This is a genomic window from Micromonospora sp. CA-263727 (genome assembly GCF_050942455.1).
Taxonomy (GTDB): domain Bacteria; phylum Actinomycetota; class Actinomycetes; order Mycobacteriales; family Micromonosporaceae; genus Micromonospora.
On the sequence record NZ_CP192031.1, the window covers coordinates 1,635,137 to 1,652,613 of the forward strand.

Here is a 17,477-nt window from a genome sequence, read left to right on the forward strand (position 1 = left end):
TATTCCCCCGTACCCGACCGCCGCGTGCCACGCCAGTTGTCGAGCACCGGAAGGGATTCGACGTGTTGGGAGACGCTCAGCGGCAGTCTCTGACTGGTCGGCGGGTGTTCGTCGAGCGCCTCGGCGGCCGGCGATGACACGCTTCCTGGTCGTGCTGACCGACGTCCGCCCCTGCGAGGGGGACGGCCGCAACGAGCGGACCGCACCCGAGCGTCGACGCCAGGTGGTCGGCGCGAGCAGCCGGGAGGCGGCCGACCGGATCGCCGGGGCGTTCATGGCTCTGGGCATGGTGCGGGCCGGGCGGCAGCGGGTCAAGGTGATCGCCATCGGCCGGCGGCACGCGTTCGGCGAGCGGGAACTGGCGGGCTGACCACGGTCGGTGGGTCGGCGGAACGGTCGTATGGTTACGCACCGTATATGGCTTGTTGACCGAATGCCGCCTCCCCGCGTTCTCGCAGGGTATCGACTACCCGCCCTCACCACGCACAGTAAGGTCATCCGGGAGAGCGCCAGCAGTGCGTCCCGGAAAGGTGACCGCAGTGACCACCCCAGGCAAGACCCGCGTGGCGATCGTCTTCGGCGGCCGGAGCCCGGAACACGGCATCTCCTGCGTCAGCGCCGGCAGCGTGCTCGGCGCGCTCGACCCGGACGAGTTCGAGGTGGTGCCGGTGGGCATCACCCGGGCCGGTCAGTGGGTGTTGACCAGCGGCGACCCGGCCGAGCTGGCGATCGCCGCCCGCCGGCTGCCGGAGATCACCGCCGACTCCGGCACGGACATCGTGCTGCGGGCCGACCCGACCGGCAACGGCCTGCTGGTGCTCGACCCGGCCGAGGGGCCGCGGGCGCTGGCCGATGTGGACGTGGTCTTCCCGGTGCTGCACGGCGCCTACGGCGAGGACGGCACCATCCAGGGCATGCTGGAGATGGCCGGCATCCCGTACGTCGGGGCGAAGGTGTTCGCCTCGGCCGCCGCCATGGACAAGGAGTTCACCAAGAAGCTCTGCGCCGCCGAGGGCATCCCGGTCGGCCCGTACGCGGTGCTGCGCAGCGGGATGACGTTGAGCGAGGCGGACAAGCAGCGGCTCGGCCTGCCGGTCTTCGTCAAGCCCTCCCGGGCCGGGTCCTCCTTCGGCGTCAGCAAGGTCACCGACTGGGCCGACCTGGACACGGCGATCGCCACCGCCCGGGAGATCGACAGCAAGGTGCTGGTCGAGGGCGCCATCGTCGGCCGGGAGATCGAGTGCGGGGTGCTGGAGGGCGAGGCCGGCGGCATGCCGGAGGCGTCCGTCATCGCCGAGGTCCGGGTGGTCGGTGACTACGAGTTCTACGACTTCGAGGCCAAGTACATCGACGCCGCGTCGGCCTGCGAGTACGACGTCCCGGCCAACCTGCCGGAGCGGGTCACCCGGGAGGTGCAGGACTACGCGGTACGCGCCTTCACCGCGCTGGACTGCGCCGGGCTGGCCCGGGCCGACTTCTTCGTCACCCCGGAGCTGGACGTCTACCTCAACGAGATCAACACGATGCCCGGCTTCACGCCGACGTCGATGTTCCCCCGGATGTGGGCGGCGGCCGGCCTGGAGTACCCGAAGCTCGTCGACCGGCTCATCCGTACCGCGCTGACCCGGGGCCCCGGCCAGCACTGATCCCACGGGTCGATGCCCGCCCGTCGCGCGCGGGAGCCGGCTGCCGGTCGACCGGCGGGCCAGCTCCGGCACGGTGCCGCGACAAGCAGGTCAGCCGGTGCAGCCGGAAGGCATCGGGCCAGCCGAACGGATCGAGGCGACGATCGTCGTGGAGATCGGAGCCACCCACTGCAACCCCTCGCCGTAGAAGTGCGGCACCCGGACGGTCACCGCGGTCTCCCGGTCGAGGGTGGTCAGCTCCGTGACGTCGGCCCGCTCGGTGGCGTGCCAGCAGACCGAGTTGACCACGGTCACATGGTCGGTGGGCTGCACCTCGGGCTCGTCGCCGCCGCAGGCCACCGTGACCGCCGGGTCGCCGTACGCGGCGTTCTGCTCCGGACCGGCGGTGACCGGCCGCTGCGGCAGGTCGCGGATGGAGGCGGGCAGCTGCGACAGCAGGGCACGGCAGACGATGGCCGGGCGCTCGGCCAGCGCCGGGGCGGCCATCTCCACCGGCGCGGTGGACTGCGGCTGCGCCGTGGTCGGCGACGGATCCGGGGCGGCGGCCGGGGTGCCCGGGGCGAGGTTGGCCACGGCGAGCGCGCCCGCCAGCAGCGCCACCGGCAGGGCCACCGCCGTGGCGATCAGGGCCGCGCTGCGGTTGGTCCGGTCGGGCGTCGGCGCGTCGTCGGGATGGTCGGCCTCGGCGACGGAGGATCTGGAGATCTCGTCCACTTACAGGCGCACCACCGAACACGTGAGGGTACGGGTGATGCCGGGCACCATCTGCACCTTGCTGACGATGAGTTTGCCGAGCTCGTCGACGGTGTTCGCCTCGGTGAGCACGACCACGTCGTACGGCCCGGTGACCGCGTCGACCCGGACCACGCCGGCGAGGTCCGCGATCAGACCGGCCACGTCACGCGCCCGGCCGACCTCTGTCTGGATGAGGATGTACGCCTGTACCACGACTCGGCCTCCCTCCGTCGCCGCCTGCCAGGCGGCCCGAAGTGAGAAAGTACCCTACGGACCAGGTGTGATCCCTATCGGTGGTCAAGGAGAAGCGGTGAGCGAGCGGGACGGAGCATCGACGTGAGCGAGCGAACCATCGGGCCCGGTGGTGTGGTGCCTCGCGTCGCCGCGCAGCGCAGCGGAGCGGCGGCGTGACTGTCGCGGGTGTCGGTGAGTTCGGGCTGATCGACCGGGTGACCGCCCGGCTGTCGTACGGCTCCACGGTGCTGCTCGGCCCTGGCGACGACGCGGCGGTGGTCGCCGCGCCGGACGCCCGGGTGGTCGCCTCGACCGACGTGCTGGTCGAGGGGCGGCACTTCCGCCGGGACTGGTCCGGCGCGCACGACGTCGGCCGGCGGGCGGCGGCGGCGAACCTCGCCGACGTGGTGGCGATGGGCGCCACCCCGACCGCCCTGCTGGTGGCGCTCTGTGTGCCGGCCGACCTCTCCACCGGCTGGGTGGAGGAGTTCGCCGATGGGCTCGGTGCCGAGGCGGCCGGCGTCGGCGCCAGCGTGGTCGGCGGGGACATGTCGGCCAGCCCCACCCTGACCATCGCGGTCACCGCGCTGGGTGACCTGACCGGCCGGCCACCGGTGACCCGGGCCGGCGCCCGTCCAGGGGACCTGGTCGCCCTGGCCGGCCGCACCGGGTACGCGGCGGCCGGGTTGACCGTGCTCTCCCGGGGGTTCCGTACGCCCCGGCTGCTGGTCGAGGCGTACCGGCGGCCGGAGGTGCCCTACCTGGCCGGTCCGCTGGCCGCCCGGCTCGACGCCACCGCCATGATCGACGTCTCGGACGGGCTGCTCGCCGATCTCGGGCACGTGGCGAAGGCCAGCGGGGTGGCCATCGACATCGGCCGGGACGCCTTCGAGGTGCCGCCGCAGATGCGTGACGCCGGACAGGCGCTCGGCGTCGACCCGTACACCTGGTTGCTGGCCGGCGGCGACGACCACGCGCTGGCCGCGACCTTTCCCCCGGCGACGACGCTGCCCGCGCAGTGGCGGCCGATCGGCCGGGTCGCCGAGGGCTCCGGCGTGACGGTGGACGGCCGCCCCTTCGACGGGCCGGCCGGCTGGGACCACTTCCGCTGATCCGCCGGGCACCTCCCGGTAAGGAGCCACCGTGGTCGTACCCTTTACTGGTGCAGAAGATCGAGATCCAGGTGGTGCCGTTCGACTCCCCGGTGGCACAGCGGTTGATCGCCGCCGCGCTGGCCGACCTGGGCGTCCGGTACGGCGGCAGCGGTGACGAGACCCCGGTCGACGCCAGCGAGTTCGCCGCGCCGGTGGGGACGTTCCTGGTCGCCCACCTCGACGGGCAGCCGGTCGGCTGCGGCGGCTGGCGCAGCCACGGCGAGGCGGGGGAGACCGCCGAGCTGAAGCGGATGTACACGGCTCCCGAGGCGCGGGGCCGCGGCGTGGCCCGGACGCTGCTCGCCGCCATCGAGGGCTCGGCCCGCGAGCACGGTCGCAAGCAGATCATCCTGGAGTGCGGCGACCGGCAGCCCGAGGCGATCGCGATGTACACCGTGGCCGGCTACGACCGGATCCCCAACTTCGGCTACTACGCCGACCACCCCGGCTGCCTCTCCTTCGGCCGCCCATTGTGAGAAGGAAGGGCCCCCTCTTAACGCCTCGTGTATAGGAGGGGTCCCTTCTTAACGCGCGGGTGTTAAGAAGGGCCCCCTCCTTACATCCGGGCCTGGCGGGGTGGGCGGACACGACGATGCCGGCGGGTCCGCTGGGACCCGCCGGCAGTGACGGTCGTGGCGTGCCGGTGCTAGCGCGTCAGGCGCGGGCGACCTTGCCCGCCTTGATGCAGGACGTGCAGACCTTCAGCTTCTTGGTCGTGCCGCCACCGGCCGGGGTGCGCACCGACTGGATGTTCGGGTTCCAGCGGCGGTTGGTCCGCCGGTGCGAGTGGGACACGTTGTGGCCGAAGCCCGGTCCCTTGCCACAGACGTCGCACACGCTAGCCACGGGATACTCCTGAGATTGAAACGTTCATGAGGTCGCCGCCAGGCGCTGCCCGGGCAACCTGGCCAGGGTACCGGATGGGTGATCCGCCCGGCCAACCGGGCTCGACGCCGCCCCAGCGGGCTCGACGCGGCCCAGCAGGGCCGGGTCACACCGCCGGTCGCGGGCGGTCGGGGGCCGGGAAATCCGGACGGCGAGGGACACGCCCGGCGGTCCGGCGGCTGTCAGCGTACGCCAGTAGGCTTCCACCGTGCTGGACACCCTCGACGACGCCGCCGTGCGCCGCTGGTGCGCCAGCGGGCTGGCCGCGCTCAAGCGGCACCAGGGGGAGATCGACGACCTCAACGTCTACCCGGTGCCCGACGGCGACACCGGCACCAACCTGGTGCTCACCCTCACCTCGGCGCAGCAGGCCCTGGCGATGGATCTCGACACCCTCGCCGACGGCGATTCGACCGCGCACGGGCACGCCCTGCGGCTGATGGCCCGGGGCGCGCTGCTCGGTGCCCGGGGCAACTCCGGTGTGATCCTGTCGCAGATCCTGCGCGGCCTCGCCGACGCGCTGGCCACGGTTCCCGAGGTACGCGGCCCGGAGCTGGCCGCCGCCCTGCGCGAGGCGACCATCGCGGCGTACGCGGCGGTCGCCCGGCCGGTGGAGGGCACCCTGCTCACGGTGGTCTCCGCGGCGGCCGGCGCGGCCGAGCAGGCCGGCAGCGACGAGCTGCGGGCGGCGGCCGAGGCGGCGGCGGGCGCGGCGGCGGTGGCGTTGGCCCGTACGCCCGAGCAGCTGCCGGCGCTGGCCCGGGCCGGCGTGGTCGACGCCGGTGGGCGGGGGCTGTGCGTGCTGCTGGACGCCCTGGTCGAGGTGGTCACCGGCGAGAGCCCGGAACGCCCCGCGCCGCCACCCCGGGCCGTGCCGCCACCGGCCAGCGCCGTCCGGGAGACCGGCTCCCCGGAGTACGCCTACGAGGTGCAGTTCCTGCTCGACGCCGAGCCCGAGGCGGTCCGGCGGATGCGCGACGTGCTCGCCGTGCTCGGCGACTCCCTGGTGGTGGTCGGCGACGGCAGCCCGTCGGTCGGCACCTGGCAGGTGCACGTCCACGTCAACGACGTCGGCGCGGCGATCGAGGCCGGCGTGGTGGCCGGCCGCCCGTACCAGATCTCGGTGACCCGCTTCGCCGACCAGCCGGCGCCGGAGCCCGCGCCGCTGCCCCCGGAGTCCGCGCCGGACGGGCAGCTGGCGTCGGGGCCCGCGCGGGCGCTGTCGGGATCCGCCCCGTCGGGGTCGGCGCGGGCGGCGGGGGAACCGGTCCCGGCCCCGGATGGCCGGGGCGCGGTGGTGGTGGCCGCCGGCGCGGGGATCGCCGAACTCCTCGCCGGTGAGGGCGCGGTGGTGGTGCCCGGCAACCCGTCGACCGGGGAGTTGCTGGACGCCGTCCGGGCCACCGGCGGGGTCCGGGTGGTGGTGCTACCCAACGATCCGGACGCGCAGGCGGTGGCGAACCAGGTCGCCGTGGAGGCGCGCCGGCTGGGAGTGAAGGTCAGCGTGGTGCCCACCCGCTCACCGGTGCAGGCGCTGGCCGCGCTCGCCGTGCGCGACCCCCGACGGCGGTTCGAGGACGACGTGATCGCGATGGCCGAGGCCGCCGGCGCCTGCCGGTACGCCGAGGTCTGCCGGGCCGCCCGGGAGGCGCTCACCGTGGCCGGCCCCTGCCGCGCCGGCGACGTGCTCGCCCTGGTCGAGGGGGAGGTGCACCTGATCGGCACCGATCTGGTCGACACCTGCCTCGCCCTGGTCGACGGGATGCTCGGCGGCGGCGGCGAGCTGGTGACCCTGCTCGTCGGGGCCGACGCGCCGGACGGGCTGGCCGACGCGGTGCGTACCCACATCGCGGGCCGTTGGCCCTTCGTGGAGGTGCAGGCGTACCCGGGCGGGCAACCGCACTATCCGTTGCTGGTAGGTGTCGAATGACCTCCGATGCGTCCACCCAGGACACCCCGCTGAAGAAGCTGGTCGGCGAGAAGACCGCCAAGGCGCTGGCCGGTCACCTCGACCTGCACACCGCGGGTGACCTGATCTACCACTTCCCCCGCCGTTACGACGAGCGTGGCGAGCACACCGACATCCGCGGCCTCGACGTCGGCGAGCAGGTCACCGTGCTGGCCCAGGTGCAGCGCACCGCCGTACGCCCGATGCGCCAGCGCCGGGGCAACCTGCTGGAGGTGACCGTCGGCGACGACTCCGGCGGCACGCTCGCGCTCACCTTCTTCGGCAACCAGGCGTGGCGGGAGCGGGAGCTGCGGCCCGGCCGGTGGGGGATGTTCGCCGGCAAGGTCACCGAGTTCCGGGGCAAACGGCAGCTCAACGGACCCGAGTACGTGCTGCTCGGCGACCAGACCGACGGTGAGGCCGCGGCCAGCGAGCAGGTCGAGGAGTTCGCCGGGGCGCTCATCCCGGTCTACCCGGCCGCCGCGGCCGTGCCGACCTGGGTGATCGCCCGATGCGTACGGGTGGTGCTGGACACCGTGACGCCGCCGGAGGACCCGTTGCCCGCCACGGTGCGGGCCAGCCGGAACCTGATCGGCCTCGGCACCGCGCTGCGCGAGATCCACCGGCCATCCAGCCGGGAGGACCTGTACCGGGCCCGCCGCCGGTTGAAGTGGGACGAGGCGTTCGCCGTGCAGCTCACCCTGGTGCGGCGCAAGCGACAGGCCGCCGCCGCACCCGCGCAGCCCCGGCCCGGGCGGACGGGCGGGCTGCTGGCGGCGTTCGACGCCCGGCTGCCGTACGAGCTGACCTCCGGCCAGTGCGACGTCGGCGCCGAGATCGCCGCCGACCTGGCCGCCGGCCACCCGATGCACCGCCTGCTCCAGGGTGAGGTCGGCTCCGGCAAGACCGTGGTGGCCCTGCGGGCCATGCTCCAGGTGGTCGACGCGGGCGGGCAGGCCGCCCTGCTCGCCCCGACCGAGGTGCTCGCCGCCCAGCATCACCGGGGCATGCTCGACCTGCTCGGCCCGCTCGCCCAGGCCGGCGAGCTGGGCGCCGCCGAGCACGCCACCCGGGTCGAACTGGTCACCGGCTCGCTCGGCGCGGCGGCCCGACGGCGGGCGCTGGCCGAGGTCGCCAACGGTTCCGCCGGCATCGTGCTGGGCACCCACGCCCTGCTCTACGAGGGGGTCGACTTCGCCGATCTCGGCCTGGTGGTGGTCGACGAGCAGCACCGGTTCGGTGTGGAGCAGCGGGACGCGCTGCGCGCCAAGGCGGAGCAGCCGCCGCACGTGCTGGTCATGACCGCCACCCCGATCCCGCGCACGGTGGCCATGACCGTCTACGGCGACCTGGAAACCTCCACCCTGTCCCAGTTGCCGCGCGGCCGGTCACCGATCGCCTCGCACGTCGTACCGGCCGCCGAGAAGCCGGCCTTCCTGGACCGGGCCTGGCGTCGGCTGCGCGAGGAGGTCACCGCCGGCCACCAGGCGTACGTGGTCTGCCCGCGCATCGGGGAGTCGTCCGGGGCCGACGAGGAGACCCCGGCCGAGGACGACACCGGCCGCCGACCGCCGCTGGCGGTGACCGAGGTCGCGCCGCTGCTGGCCGAGGGGCCGCTGCACGGTCTGCGGATCGGTGTCCTGCACGGCCGTCTGCCGGCCGACGAGAAGGACGCGGTGATGCGTTCCTTCGCCGCCGGTGGGCTGGACGTGCTGGTGGCCACCACGGTTGTCGAGGTCGGTGTGGACGTACCCAACGCGACGATGATGGTGGTGCTGGACGCCGACCGGTTCGGGGTCTCCCAGCTGCACCAGTTGCGGGGTCGGGTGGGGCGGGGCAGCGCCCCCGGGCTCTGCCTGCTGGTGACCGAGGCGGCCGAGGGCAGCAGCGCGCGGGAGCGGCTGGACGCCGTCGCCTCCACCACCGACGGCTTCAAGCTCGCCGAGCTGGATCTGGAGCAACGGCGGGAGGGCGACGTGCTGGGGGCCGCCCAGTCCGGTCGCCGCTCGCACCTGCGGCTGCTGTCGCTGCTGCGCGACGCCGACCTGATCCGCGACGCCCGGGCGGAGGCGATCGCCCTGGTCGATGATGATCCCGAGCTGGCCCGCCATCCGGCGCTGGCCGCCTCGGTCGCGGCCCTGGTCGACGCCGACCGCGCCGAATACCTCGAAAAAGGCTGAGGGGCGCGCCGTCCGGCGCGCCCCTCAGGTTCGTAAGGAAGGGCCCCCTGTTAACGCCTGCGGTAGAGCAGGGGCCCCCTCTTAACGCTCAGCTTGCTCACGCGGTGAAGTGGATCCGCCGCCGCCGTGCCATCACGAACAGGATCGCGCCCACCGCCAGCAGGGCGATGGCACCCGCGGCGATGCCGCCGGCCGCCGCGCCGGTCACCGGCAGGCCGGGCTCCTCGCCGCCGCCACCGCCGCCGCAGCCCTCGGGCGCGTAGACGACCTCAAGCTCCAGGCCCAGCTCCGGCAGGACGACCAGCGCGGTCTCCTCGTCGCCGGCCGGGAAGGTGACCTTCTCCGACTTGCCCGGCTCGACGGTACGGGTCTCGGTCTTGTCGCCGTAGGTGAACTCGACCTTGACCGGCACGCCGCCCTCGGGGTTCGACGCGGTCAGCGCGAAGGTCTCGCAGTCGGCGGCGGTGGTCACCGTCGGCAGCGGGCAGTCCTCGGGACGCTCCCAGGAGTACGTGCCGTTCTCGATCACCTTGCCGTCGACCAGCACCTCGATCTTGCCGGCGTTCGCGGCGGGCACCACGGTCTCGTTGTCGGCCTTGCCCGGCTCGACGGTGACCGTCTTGGACCAGCCGTTCTCGCCCCGGACCTCGAACTCGACCGGGTACTTGGAGATCGAACCGTCGTTGCTCAGCGAGACGGTGACGGTGCCGTCGCAGGCGGAGGCGAAGGTGGACGCCGGGGTGGTGCAGTTCTTGTCACCGCCGTTGTACCAGCCGGGCGGGCCGGAGGAGCGGTTGCCGGGCGCGCCCCGCTCGCCGAGCTTCTTGGAGCCGTAGCGCGGTCCGTTCTCGACCAGCGGGTCGATGACCTCGTCCACGCCGCCCCAGATCAGGTCGACCTGGGTGTGGCAGTCCGGGACGCCGACGTTCAGCTCGATCTCGGTCTGGCTGCTGCTGAGGAAGTCGCTGTCCGGCGTGCCGTAGACGTACTGCGGGGTGGCGAACTGCGGCCGCGGCGCGAAGTACGACACCAGGGTGAAGTACTGCTTCTCCTCGCCGCAGAGCGGCAGGTCGCCCTCCAGCTTCACGGTCGCCGTACCCTTCGGGCCGTCGAACGTGTGGCTGTACTTCGCGTCGCTGGCGTCGATGCACTTCGGCGCCGGGGCACACGGTGCGTCGCGGTCGAGCCTGATGGTGCCGCTGTTGGTCTGCTCGCGGCGGTTGTCCCAGCGGGCCTCGACGGTGAGCTTGGCGGTCGCGGTGTCACCCGGCACCCGCGCAACGGCCTCGACGAAGCCGCCCCGGGTGATCGCCACGCCCTGCAGGTCGACGGCGTCGGCGCCCGGCACGAGCACCTTGACCGGGGTCGACGGCTCGGCGGTCACCTTCTTGATCGTGGCGGCCTTGTCGCGCTCGCTGTTGACCACCTTCCACGTGATCACCCGCTCGCCGCTGAGCTGGTCGCAGACGACGGTGCCGGTGATGGTGGTGTGGTGGGCGCTGGCCGGGGTGGCCACCGCCGCTGCTCCGGACAGGCCGATGAGGGCGGCTGCCAGGACAGCCAGCGGTCGCCGCAGCGACAGCTTGGGTCGGATCACGCGTACTCCCGGGGTGAAGAAGCGTCAGGTCTCGCACGGGTGGACGGACGGCGCTGGCAGAGCCTGCCGCGCCTGAGACGGCGCCTCCCGTGTCGCGGGCCGGCGGTGATGAAGCCGGCACCCGGCAGACCCTAGCGAGATCGTGAGTGTCGATACAGCCTTCAGAGATGCCTAAGGATGATGTTATGAATTCGAGATCATTGATGCACGAATCGTGATCATTCAGGGGCGTTGGGCAGCTGTGTCCGCTTCGGCCCCGGCGACCGCCGCGGACGTCGCGCACCGGCGTCGCGGACGTCGCGCACCGGGCGGGCCTGAACCGGCCGAGGGCGCGCCGACCGGCAGGTCGGCGCGCCCTCGGTTCAGGCGTTACTCGGTTCGGTTCAGGCGGTGAAGCGCAGTCGACGACGGCGGGCCACCATGAACATGGCTCCACCCGCGGCCAGCAGCACGGCGGCACCGGCGATGATGCCGCCCGTCGCGGCACCGGTGACCGGCAGGCCACCACCGCCGCCACCAGCGCAGTCCTCCGGCTGCTCCCACGCCACCGGCTCGCCCTCGAAGGTGCCCTCGTCGTCCACGAAGCTCGGCGTGACGACCAGGCCGTCGTAGGCGTCGAACGAGGCCGAGGTGGTCTGGCCCGGAACGGCCTCCAGCGTCTTGACCGTGCCCTTCTCGGAGGTCAGGGTGACCGAGAAGGCGATGCCGTCGGACGGGTTGTCGATCAGGAAGATCAACTCGTCGCAGGTCTCGGTGAGTTCGAAGGTCGGCTCACCCGGCTCCGGCACGACCGGCTCGTCGGTCGGCGACGGCTCCGGGGTCGGCTCGGTGGTCGGCTCGGTCGGCTCCGGCGACGGCTCGTCGGTCGGCTCGGTCGGCTCCGGCGACGGCTCGGTCGTGGGCTCGGTCGGCTCCGGCGACGGCTCGTCGGTCGGCTCCGGGCTCGGCTCGGTGGTCGGCGACGGGGTCGGCTCGGGCTTCGGGCACCAGCCGGTGACCTTCGCCTTCTCCGTCCGGGTGTTCGTGACGGTCGTCCGCTCCTTCTTCCAGACCGCGGTCACCGTCAGGTGGGCCTGCTTGCGGGCCGGCACGACCTGCTCGCCGACCAGCGAACCCTCGCCCAGCTTCGGCAGGGCCGCGCCGGTCACGATGGTGGTGATCGGAGTCCGGGACGGCGTGGTCACCCCGGTGATGACGGCGGCCCACTGGGTCTCGCTGTTCGTGACGGTCCACTCGACCTTCACGTCACCGTTCTTCAGCTTGCAGCCGACACCCTTGATGACCGGGTGGTGGGCGCTGGCCGGGGAAGCGACCGTGGCGACGCCCGCCAGGCCGATCAGCGCGCCGGCGGCAGCCGCCGCCACACGTCGGAAGTTCGGACGGTTCACGTCTACTCCTGATTGGAGGGAAATCGGAAGCTCGGCCAGGTGGGCGGAGAAGTACACGCCACCCCCGACACCCGGCAGACCTTAGCGATCCGGCGCGACTTGTCTCGCCCTTCAGGCACGCCTAAGGATCTTGTTACAAATCTGTGATCTTATATATACGGAAAGTCCTCACGTGACTTCGGAGCGACTGGACGCCGGTGGCCCGGGGTCGATCGGGTGTCGCGTAGCGTCGGGGGCATGAGCAGGTGTGCACGATGACCCGGATCGTCGCAGGCAGTCTGGGCGGTCGGCGGATCGCCGCACCGCCGGGCGCCGGCACCCGGCCCACCGCCGACCGCGTGCGTGAGGCGCTCTTCAGCGCCGTGCAGGCCGAGACCGACCTCGACGGGGCGCGCTTCGCCGACCTGTACGCGGGCTCGGGCGCGGTCGGGCTCGAGGCGCTCTCCCGAGGGGCCGCGCACGTGCTGCTGGTCGAGTCGGACCCGCGCGCCGCCCGGGTGATCCGGGAGAACGTGGCGGCCCTACGTGCGGCGCCCGGCGTCCGGCTGGTCACCGGAAAGGTCGCCACGGTGCTGGCAACCGGGCCCGAGGGTGACCCGTACGACGTGGTTTTCGCCGATCCGCCGTACGCGCTGCCGGAGGAGGGCGTGACCGCGATGCTCGTGGCACTGGTCGGCGGAGGCTGGCTGGCGCCCGACGCGTTGGTGGTGGTGGAGCGGTCCAGTCGGAGCGGACCGGTCGAGTGGGTGGAAGGGGTCACTGGCCTGCGCAGTCGCCGGTACGGCGAGACCATCCTTTGGTACGGTCGCCGATCATGAGACGTGCGGTGTGTCCCGGCTCGTTCGACCCGGTCACCAACGGTCACCTCGACATCATCGGCCGGGCCAGCCGGCTGTTCGACGAGGTGATCGTCGGCGTACTGGTCAACCAGTCGAAGACCGGCCTGTTCACCGTCGAGGAGCGGATCGACATGCTCCGTGAGGTGACCGCCTCCTACGACAACGTCCGGGTGGAGTGGTTCCGCGGGCTGCTGGTGGACTTCTGCCGAGCGCAGCGGGCGACCGTGCTGATCAAGGGCCTGCGGGCGGTCAGCGACTTCGACTACGAGTTGCAGATGGCGCAGATGAACATCGGCCTGGCCGGGGTCGAGACGCTCTTCATGCCGACCAACCCGCTCTACTCGTTCCTCTCCTCAAGCCTCGTCAAGGACGTGGCCAAGTGGGGCGGCGACGTCACTCCGCACGTCCCCGACGTGGTCCGCGACGCTCTGAAGATCCGCCTCACCCCACCAGCCTGACCCGCCACGTTCCGGCCGGGCCGGGGACGACGCGCCGGGGGGTGCGGTGGGGTGTGGGTGGCGTCGGGACGACATCATTGGTGGAAGCGGGAACCCGGCCGCAGCCCGCATGATGTAGGTCGGCCCGACGAACGACAGGAGTGAGGTACCGGTGGACCCGCTCGACCGCATCGACGAACTGATCGCCATGGTGGAGCAGGCGCGCTCCGTCCCGATGTCGCGCAACAACTGCATGGTCGACCGGGGCGAGATGATCGCGGCCCTCGACGAAATGCGCGCCGAGCTCCCCGCCGACCTGCGCCGGGCCGCCGCCCTGCTGGAAGAGCGGGACAAGATCATGGATGCCGGCAAGCGGGAGGCCGACCGGATCATCAGCGAGGGTGAGGCGGAACACGCCCGCCTGGTCTCGGTGAACGAGATCACGGTCTCCGCCGAGCACGAGGGTGCCCGGATCATCGCCGAGGCCCGCGCCGAGGCGCAGCGCCTGCGCGAGGAGGTCGACGACTACGTCGACACCGCGCTGGCCAACTTCGAGCAGTTCCTGACCCGGGCGCTGGCCTCCATCGAGCGCGGCCGGGACAAGATGCACGCGCTGCGGGAGATCGGCACCTTCGGCGGCGACGAGGCGGAGCGCCCACTGCCGTTCTGAGCACCGCCGCCGTTCCGAGCGCATGAGCGCCGTCGACGGTGGCGCGACATTTGACACCGGGCCGACCGGGATCGGTGCCGGCACCCCCGGACCGGCCCCGCTACCAGCCCTGGGCCGGCCCCGGTTCGACGCTGGGGGGCCGGTGCAGGTAACCTCGTTTGTCGGCCTCTCACCGGCCGGAGTCTGACTATGCCCAAGCACTCACCCACTTCACTCGACCCCAGGTCGCCGCTGGTCCTCGACACGAGGGACCTCCCGCGCCGACCTGGTGTGTTGCGTACCGTCAAACGGGTGGTCCCGGCGCCGTCGGACCTCGGCGTGGAGTTGATCGCCGTGCCGGAGGGCGCGGACCTCGACCTCGATCTGCGGATGGAGTCGGTGTCCGAGGGCGTGCTCGTCTCGGAGACCGTCAGCGGTCCGGTCCGGGGTGAGTGCGGTCGCTGCCTGCGTGAGATCAACGACTCGGTGACGGTGACGATCCAGGAGCTGTACGCGTACGAGAACAGCACCACGGACGTCACCACCGAGGAGGATGAGGTCGGTCGAATGCAGGGCGACCTGATCGACCTGGAACCGGCGCTGCGGGACGCGGTGGTGCTCGCGCTGCCGACCAACCCGCTCTGCCGGGAGGACTGCCCGGGCTTGTGCCCCGACTGCGGGGTGCACTGGGACGATCTGCCGGCCGACCACAGCCACCAGCAGATCGACCCGCGTTGGGCGGGCCTGTCGCAACTGACCCGTACAGAGGAGTAAGAACCGTGGCCGTCCCCAAGCGCAAGATGTCGCGCAGCAACACCCGGTCCCGCCGGGCGAACTGGAAGGCCGCGGCGGTCGCGACCGTGGCCTGCCCGCAGTGCAAGTCCGCGAAGCTGCCGCACGCAGCCTGCTCCGTCTGCGGCACCTACAACGGCCGCCAGGTCCTCGAGGTCTGACCCGGACGCCGAGTGACGTCTCCGACCACGGGTCGGGCGACGCGCACAGCCCGGCGATCGCCCGCAGCTCCCGCCGACGCCGGCCGGCTCTCTCCGGCCGGCGTCGCCACGGAGCCGGGCACCGCACGGATCGCCGTTGACCTCCTCGGCGGGGACGATGCTCCCGCCGTAGTGGTGGACGGCGCTCTACGGGCGATGCGTGCCGATGCCGATCTACACCTCCTGCTCGTCGGCCCGACCAAGGCGGCCGGCGCGCTGATCGATGCCCTCGACCCGGACCAGCGCGTCCGGGTCACCCTCCGGCCGGCGCACACGGCCGTCGAGATGGCCGACGATCCCACCGCCGCCCGTGCCGAGAGCACCGTCCGGGCCGCCGTCGCCGCGGTCCGCGCCGGGCAGGCCGACGCGCTGGTCTCCGCCGGGTCCACCGGTGCCACCGTCACCGCCGCCGCTCTCGGCCTCGGCCGTTGGCCCGACGTCCGGCGCCCGGCTCTCGTGGCCGCACTGCCCGCCGTCTCCGGCCCCGTCGTGCTGCTCGACGTCGGCGGCTCGCTTGAGCCGGGTCCGGCGACGCTCGCCCGGCACGCCGTGCTCGGCGCCGGGTACGCCGCGATCGCGCACGGCATCGCCGCGCCCCGGGTGGGGCTGCTCTCGGTGGGCACCGAGCACGGCAAGGGCGACCGCGCCCGCCGGCTGGCCGATCCGGTGCTCAGCGCCGCGGCACTGCCCGGCGAGGCCCGCTACGTCGGGCTGGTCGAGGGGTACGACGTCTGCCTCGGCACGCGCGCCGATGTGGTGGTCACCGACGGGTTCACCGGTAACGTGCTGCTCAAGGCCGTCGAGGGCGCGTACGCCATGGCCGGCGGGCCGCCCCCCGGCGGGGACGCACCCCGGGCGGCCGCCCTGCTCGGGGTGGCCGGGACGGTGGTGGTCTGCCACGGAGCCGCCCGTCCCGACGACATCGCCTCCGGCATCGCCCTGGCCGCCCATCTCTGGCGGCGCAACGCCACCGACCGGGTCGCCGCGCTGCTCGCCGGCGCCCGCACCGATCGCACGACCGACACCGAGGTACGCACATGAGCAACGACAAGCGACGGCGGCCCTCCATCGGCCATCTGGAGGCCGCATTCGGCGTGTCCCTGGATCCGGACCTGCTGGAGCGGGCGCTCACCCACCGCTCGTACGCGTACGAGAACGGCGGCCTGCCCACCAACGAGCGGCTGGAGTTCCTCGGCGACTCGGTGCTCGGTGTGGTGATCACCACCGCGCTCTTCCACAACCACCCGGACCTGCCCGAGGGGCAGCTGGCCAAGTTGCGGGCCAGCGTGGTCAACATGCGTGCCCTGGCCGACGTGGCCCGTGGCCTGGGCCCGGACGGGCTCGGCCCGTACCTGCTGCTCGGCAAGGGTGAGGAGACCACCGGCGGCCGGGACAAGGCGAGCATCCTCGCCGACACCCTGGAGGCGCTGCTCGGCGCGATCTACCTCGAATACGGGCTGGACACCGCCGGCCTCGTCATCCACCGGCTGTTCGACCCGCTGATGGCCGAGTCGGCCGGCCGGGGCGCCGCGCTGGACTGGAAGACCAGCCTCCAGGAGCTGACGGCCGCGCTGGGTCTCGGTGTCCCGGAGTACCGGATCGAGGGCGCCGGTCCGGATCACCTGAAGACCTTCACCGCGTGGGTGGTGGTCGCCGGCAACCGGTACGGCGGCGCCGACGGGCGGAGCAAGAAGGAGGCCGAGCAGCGGGCGGCGGAGTCGGCCTGGCGGACGCTCAACGAGCAGGCGGTGGCCGAGGCCGAGGCGGAGAGCGGCCGGGCCGCCCCGGTCGGCTCCTCGCCCGCGGCCGGGAAGAGCGGCCGGGCCCCGTCGGTCGGCTCCTCGCCGGCGGGCGGTGAGTCGGCCGGCGGCATGGCCGGCGACGGTCGGCCCGGGACGGTCGGCGAGATCCAGGCCGAGGCCCGACGTGCCTGAGCTGCCGGAGGTGGAGACCGTCCGGCAGGGGCTGGCCCGCTGGGTCATCGGCCGGCGGATCGGCGCGGTCGAGGTACGCCACCCGAGAGCGGTCCGCCGGCACCTGCCGGGCGGCGCGCACTTCGCCGACGTCCTGGCCGGCCGGACCGTGCTCGACGTGCGCCGGCGCGGCAAGTACCTCTGGCTGCCGCTGGACAGCGGGGACGCGGTGGTCGGGCACCTCGGGATGTCCGGTCAGCTGCTCCTGCAACCGGCCGCCACGCCCGACGAGACGCACCTGCGGGTCCGGTTCCGTTTCACCGACGACGGCCCCGAGCTGCGCTTCGTCGACCAGCGCACGTTCGGTGGGCTGTCGGTGAGCGAGGGCGGCGCCACCCTGCCGGCGGAGATCGCGCACATCGCCCGGGACCCGATGGACCCGGAGTTCGCCGAGGCGGATTTCGTCGCTGGGCTGCGTCGCCGGCGTACCGAGGTCAAGCGGGCCCTGCTCGACCAGACGCTGATCTCCGGCGTGGGGAACATCTACGCCGACGAGGCGCTGTGGCGGGCCGGGCTGCACGGCGTCCGGCCGACCGACGCGTTGACCGGCCCGGCCGCCCGGCGGCTGCTCGGCCACGTGCGGGACGTGCTCGGTGAGGCGCTCACCGCAGGTGGCACCAGCTTCGACGCCCTCTACGTCAACGTCGACGGCGAGAGCGGCTACTTCGACCGGTCGCTGAACGTGTACGGACGCGAGGGGCAGCCCTGCCGCCGCTGCGGCGCGCAGATCCGCCGCGAGCCGTTCATGAACCGCTCGTCGTACAGCTGCCCCCGCTGCCAGCCCCGCCCCCGGGCCGCGCTGCGCGGCTGACCTCGCGCC

Annotated in this window: 19 protein-coding genes; 14 read left to right on the top strand and 5 right to left on the bottom strand. The window is 73.1% G+C overall.

The features are described from left to right. Positions 1-133: 133 nt before the first annotated feature. Positions 134-370, top strand: a complete 237-nt coding sequence (locus ACQPYA_RS07500) for a hypothetical protein (RefSeq protein ID WP_433531914.1) — start codon at positions 134-136, stop codon at positions 368-370. 169 nt (positions 371-539) lie between these two features. Beyond that, positions 540-1,646, top strand: a complete 1,107-nt coding sequence (locus tag ACQPYA_RS07505; protein WP_433531915.1) for a D-alanine--D-alanine ligase family protein — start codon at positions 540-542, stop codon at positions 1,644-1,646. Between the two features lie 90 nt (positions 1,647-1,736). Here the strand turns inward: ACQPYA_RS07505 and ACQPYA_RS07510 are convergent, their stop codons facing one another. Together ACQPYA_RS07510 and ACQPYA_RS07515 are read right to left on the bottom strand one after the other, a co-directional pair. Next, the gene (locus tag ACQPYA_RS07510; RefSeq protein WP_433533408.1) at positions 1,737-2,351 is read right to left on the bottom strand and encodes a DUF3515 family protein; all 615 of its coding nucleotides are present in this window, start codon (positions 2,349-2,351) and stop codon (positions 1,737-1,739) included. 9 nt (positions 2,352-2,360) lie between these two features. After that, positions 2,361-2,594, bottom strand: a complete 234-nt coding sequence (locus ACQPYA_RS07515) for an Lrp/AsnC ligand binding domain-containing protein (RefSeq protein ID WP_013284547.1) — start codon at positions 2,592-2,594, stop codon at positions 2,361-2,363. Between the two features lie 194 nt (positions 2,595-2,788). Between ACQPYA_RS07515 and ACQPYA_RS07520 the strand changes: the two genes are divergently transcribed. Both ACQPYA_RS07520 and ACQPYA_RS07525 read left to right on the top strand, forming a co-directional pair. Continuing rightward, complete coding sequence (locus tag ACQPYA_RS07520) at positions 2,789-3,727, top strand: thiamine-phosphate kinase (RefSeq protein ID WP_433531916.1); 939 nt, start codon at positions 2,789-2,791, stop codon at positions 3,725-3,727. 50 nt (positions 3,728-3,777) lie between these two features. After that, positions 3,778-4,245, top strand: coding sequence for a GNAT family N-acetyltransferase (locus ACQPYA_RS07525; RefSeq protein WP_433531917.1), 468 nt, complete (start codon positions 3,778-3,780; stop codon positions 4,243-4,245). Between the two features lie 178 nt (positions 4,246-4,423). On the opposite strand, the gene rpmB is transcribed toward ACQPYA_RS07525, so the two are convergent. Beyond that, on the bottom strand, positions 4,424-4,615 hold the full coding sequence (gene rpmB, locus ACQPYA_RS07530; RefSeq protein WP_093401721.1) for a 50S ribosomal protein L28: 192 nt from the start codon (positions 4,613-4,615) through the stop codon (positions 4,424-4,426). Between the two features lie 247 nt (positions 4,616-4,862). Between rpmB and ACQPYA_RS07535 the strand changes: the two genes are divergently transcribed. Together ACQPYA_RS07535 and recG are read left to right on the top strand one after the other, a co-directional pair. Continuing rightward, complete coding sequence (locus tag ACQPYA_RS07535) at positions 4,863-6,584, top strand: DAK2 domain-containing protein (RefSeq protein ID WP_433531918.1); 1,722 nt, start codon at positions 4,863-4,865, stop codon at positions 6,582-6,584. Then, the gene (recG, locus tag ACQPYA_RS07540) at positions 6,581-8,782 is read left to right on the top strand and encodes an ATP-dependent DNA helicase RecG (protein ID WP_433531919.1); all 2,202 of its coding nucleotides are present in this window, start codon (positions 6,581-6,583) and stop codon (positions 8,780-8,782) included. Before ACQPYA_RS07535 ends, recG begins: the two co-directional genes overlap by 4 nt. 97 nt (positions 8,783-8,879) lie before the next feature. Here the strand turns inward: recG and ACQPYA_RS07545 are convergent, their stop codons facing one another. Both ACQPYA_RS07545 and ACQPYA_RS07550 read right to left on the bottom strand, forming a co-directional pair. Continuing rightward, positions 8,880-10,379 carry a cell wall anchor protein gene (locus ACQPYA_RS07545; RefSeq protein WP_433531920.1) on the bottom strand — a complete coding sequence of 500 codons (1,500 nt, stop codon included), beginning with the start codon at positions 10,377-10,379 and terminating at the stop codon, positions 8,880-8,882. Between the two features lie 383 nt (positions 10,380-10,762). After that, positions 10,763-11,767 carry a cell wall anchor protein gene (locus ACQPYA_RS07550; RefSeq protein WP_433531921.1) on the bottom strand — a complete coding sequence of 335 codons (1,005 nt, stop codon included), beginning with the start codon at positions 11,765-11,767 and terminating at the stop codon, positions 10,763-10,765. A 254-nt stretch (positions 11,768-12,021) separates the two neighbouring features. Between ACQPYA_RS07550 and rsmD the strand changes: the two genes are divergently transcribed. The 8 genes from rsmD to mutM all read left to right on the top strand — a co-directional run bounded on the left by rsmD (position 12,022) and on the right by mutM (position 17,468). Then, entirely contained in the window at positions 12,022-12,585 is a 564-nt protein-coding gene (gene rsmD / locus ACQPYA_RS07555; protein WP_433531922.1) for a 16S rRNA (guanine(966)-N(2))-methyltransferase RsmD, read from the top strand. After that, positions 12,582-13,064, top strand: a complete 483-nt coding sequence (gene coaD, locus ACQPYA_RS07560) for a pantetheine-phosphate adenylyltransferase (RefSeq protein ID WP_433531923.1) — start codon at positions 12,582-12,584, stop codon at positions 13,062-13,064. The genes rsmD and coaD overlap by 4 nt, the downstream gene beginning before the upstream one ends. A gap of 151 nt (positions 13,065-13,215) precedes the next feature. Then, positions 13,216-13,713, top strand: a complete 498-nt coding sequence (locus ACQPYA_RS07565) for a hypothetical protein (RefSeq protein ID WP_354818719.1) — start codon at positions 13,216-13,218, stop codon at positions 13,711-13,713. A 189-nt stretch (positions 13,714-13,902) separates the two neighbouring features. Continuing rightward, a complete protein-coding gene (locus tag ACQPYA_RS07570) occupies positions 13,903-14,466 on the top strand; it encodes a YceD family protein (protein ID WP_433531924.1) in 564 nt (187 codons plus the stop codon). A gap of 5 nt (positions 14,467-14,471) precedes the next feature. After that, entirely contained in the window at positions 14,472-14,645 is a 174-nt protein-coding gene (gene rpmF / locus ACQPYA_RS07575; RefSeq protein ID WP_091435485.1) for a 50S ribosomal protein L32, read from the top strand. A 129-nt stretch (positions 14,646-14,774) separates the two neighbouring features. After that, a complete protein-coding gene (locus ACQPYA_RS07580; protein ID WP_433533409.1) occupies positions 14,775-15,725 on the top strand; it encodes a phosphate acyltransferase PlsX in 951 nt (316 codons plus the stop codon). Beyond that, positions 15,722-16,618: a ribonuclease III gene (gene rnc / locus ACQPYA_RS07585; protein ID WP_433531925.1), complete on the top strand. Its 897-nt coding sequence runs from the start codon at positions 15,722-15,724 to the stop codon at positions 16,616-16,618. The genes ACQPYA_RS07580 and rnc overlap by 4 nt, the downstream gene beginning before the upstream one ends. Beyond that, complete coding sequence (mutM, locus tag ACQPYA_RS07590) at positions 16,611-17,468, top strand: bifunctional DNA-formamidopyrimidine glycosylase/DNA-(apurinic or apyrimidinic site) lyase (protein ID WP_433531926.1); 858 nt, start codon at positions 16,611-16,613, stop codon at positions 17,466-17,468. The genes rnc and mutM overlap by 8 nt, the downstream gene beginning before the upstream one ends. The last annotated feature ends 9 nt before the right edge of the window (positions 17,469-17,477 follow it).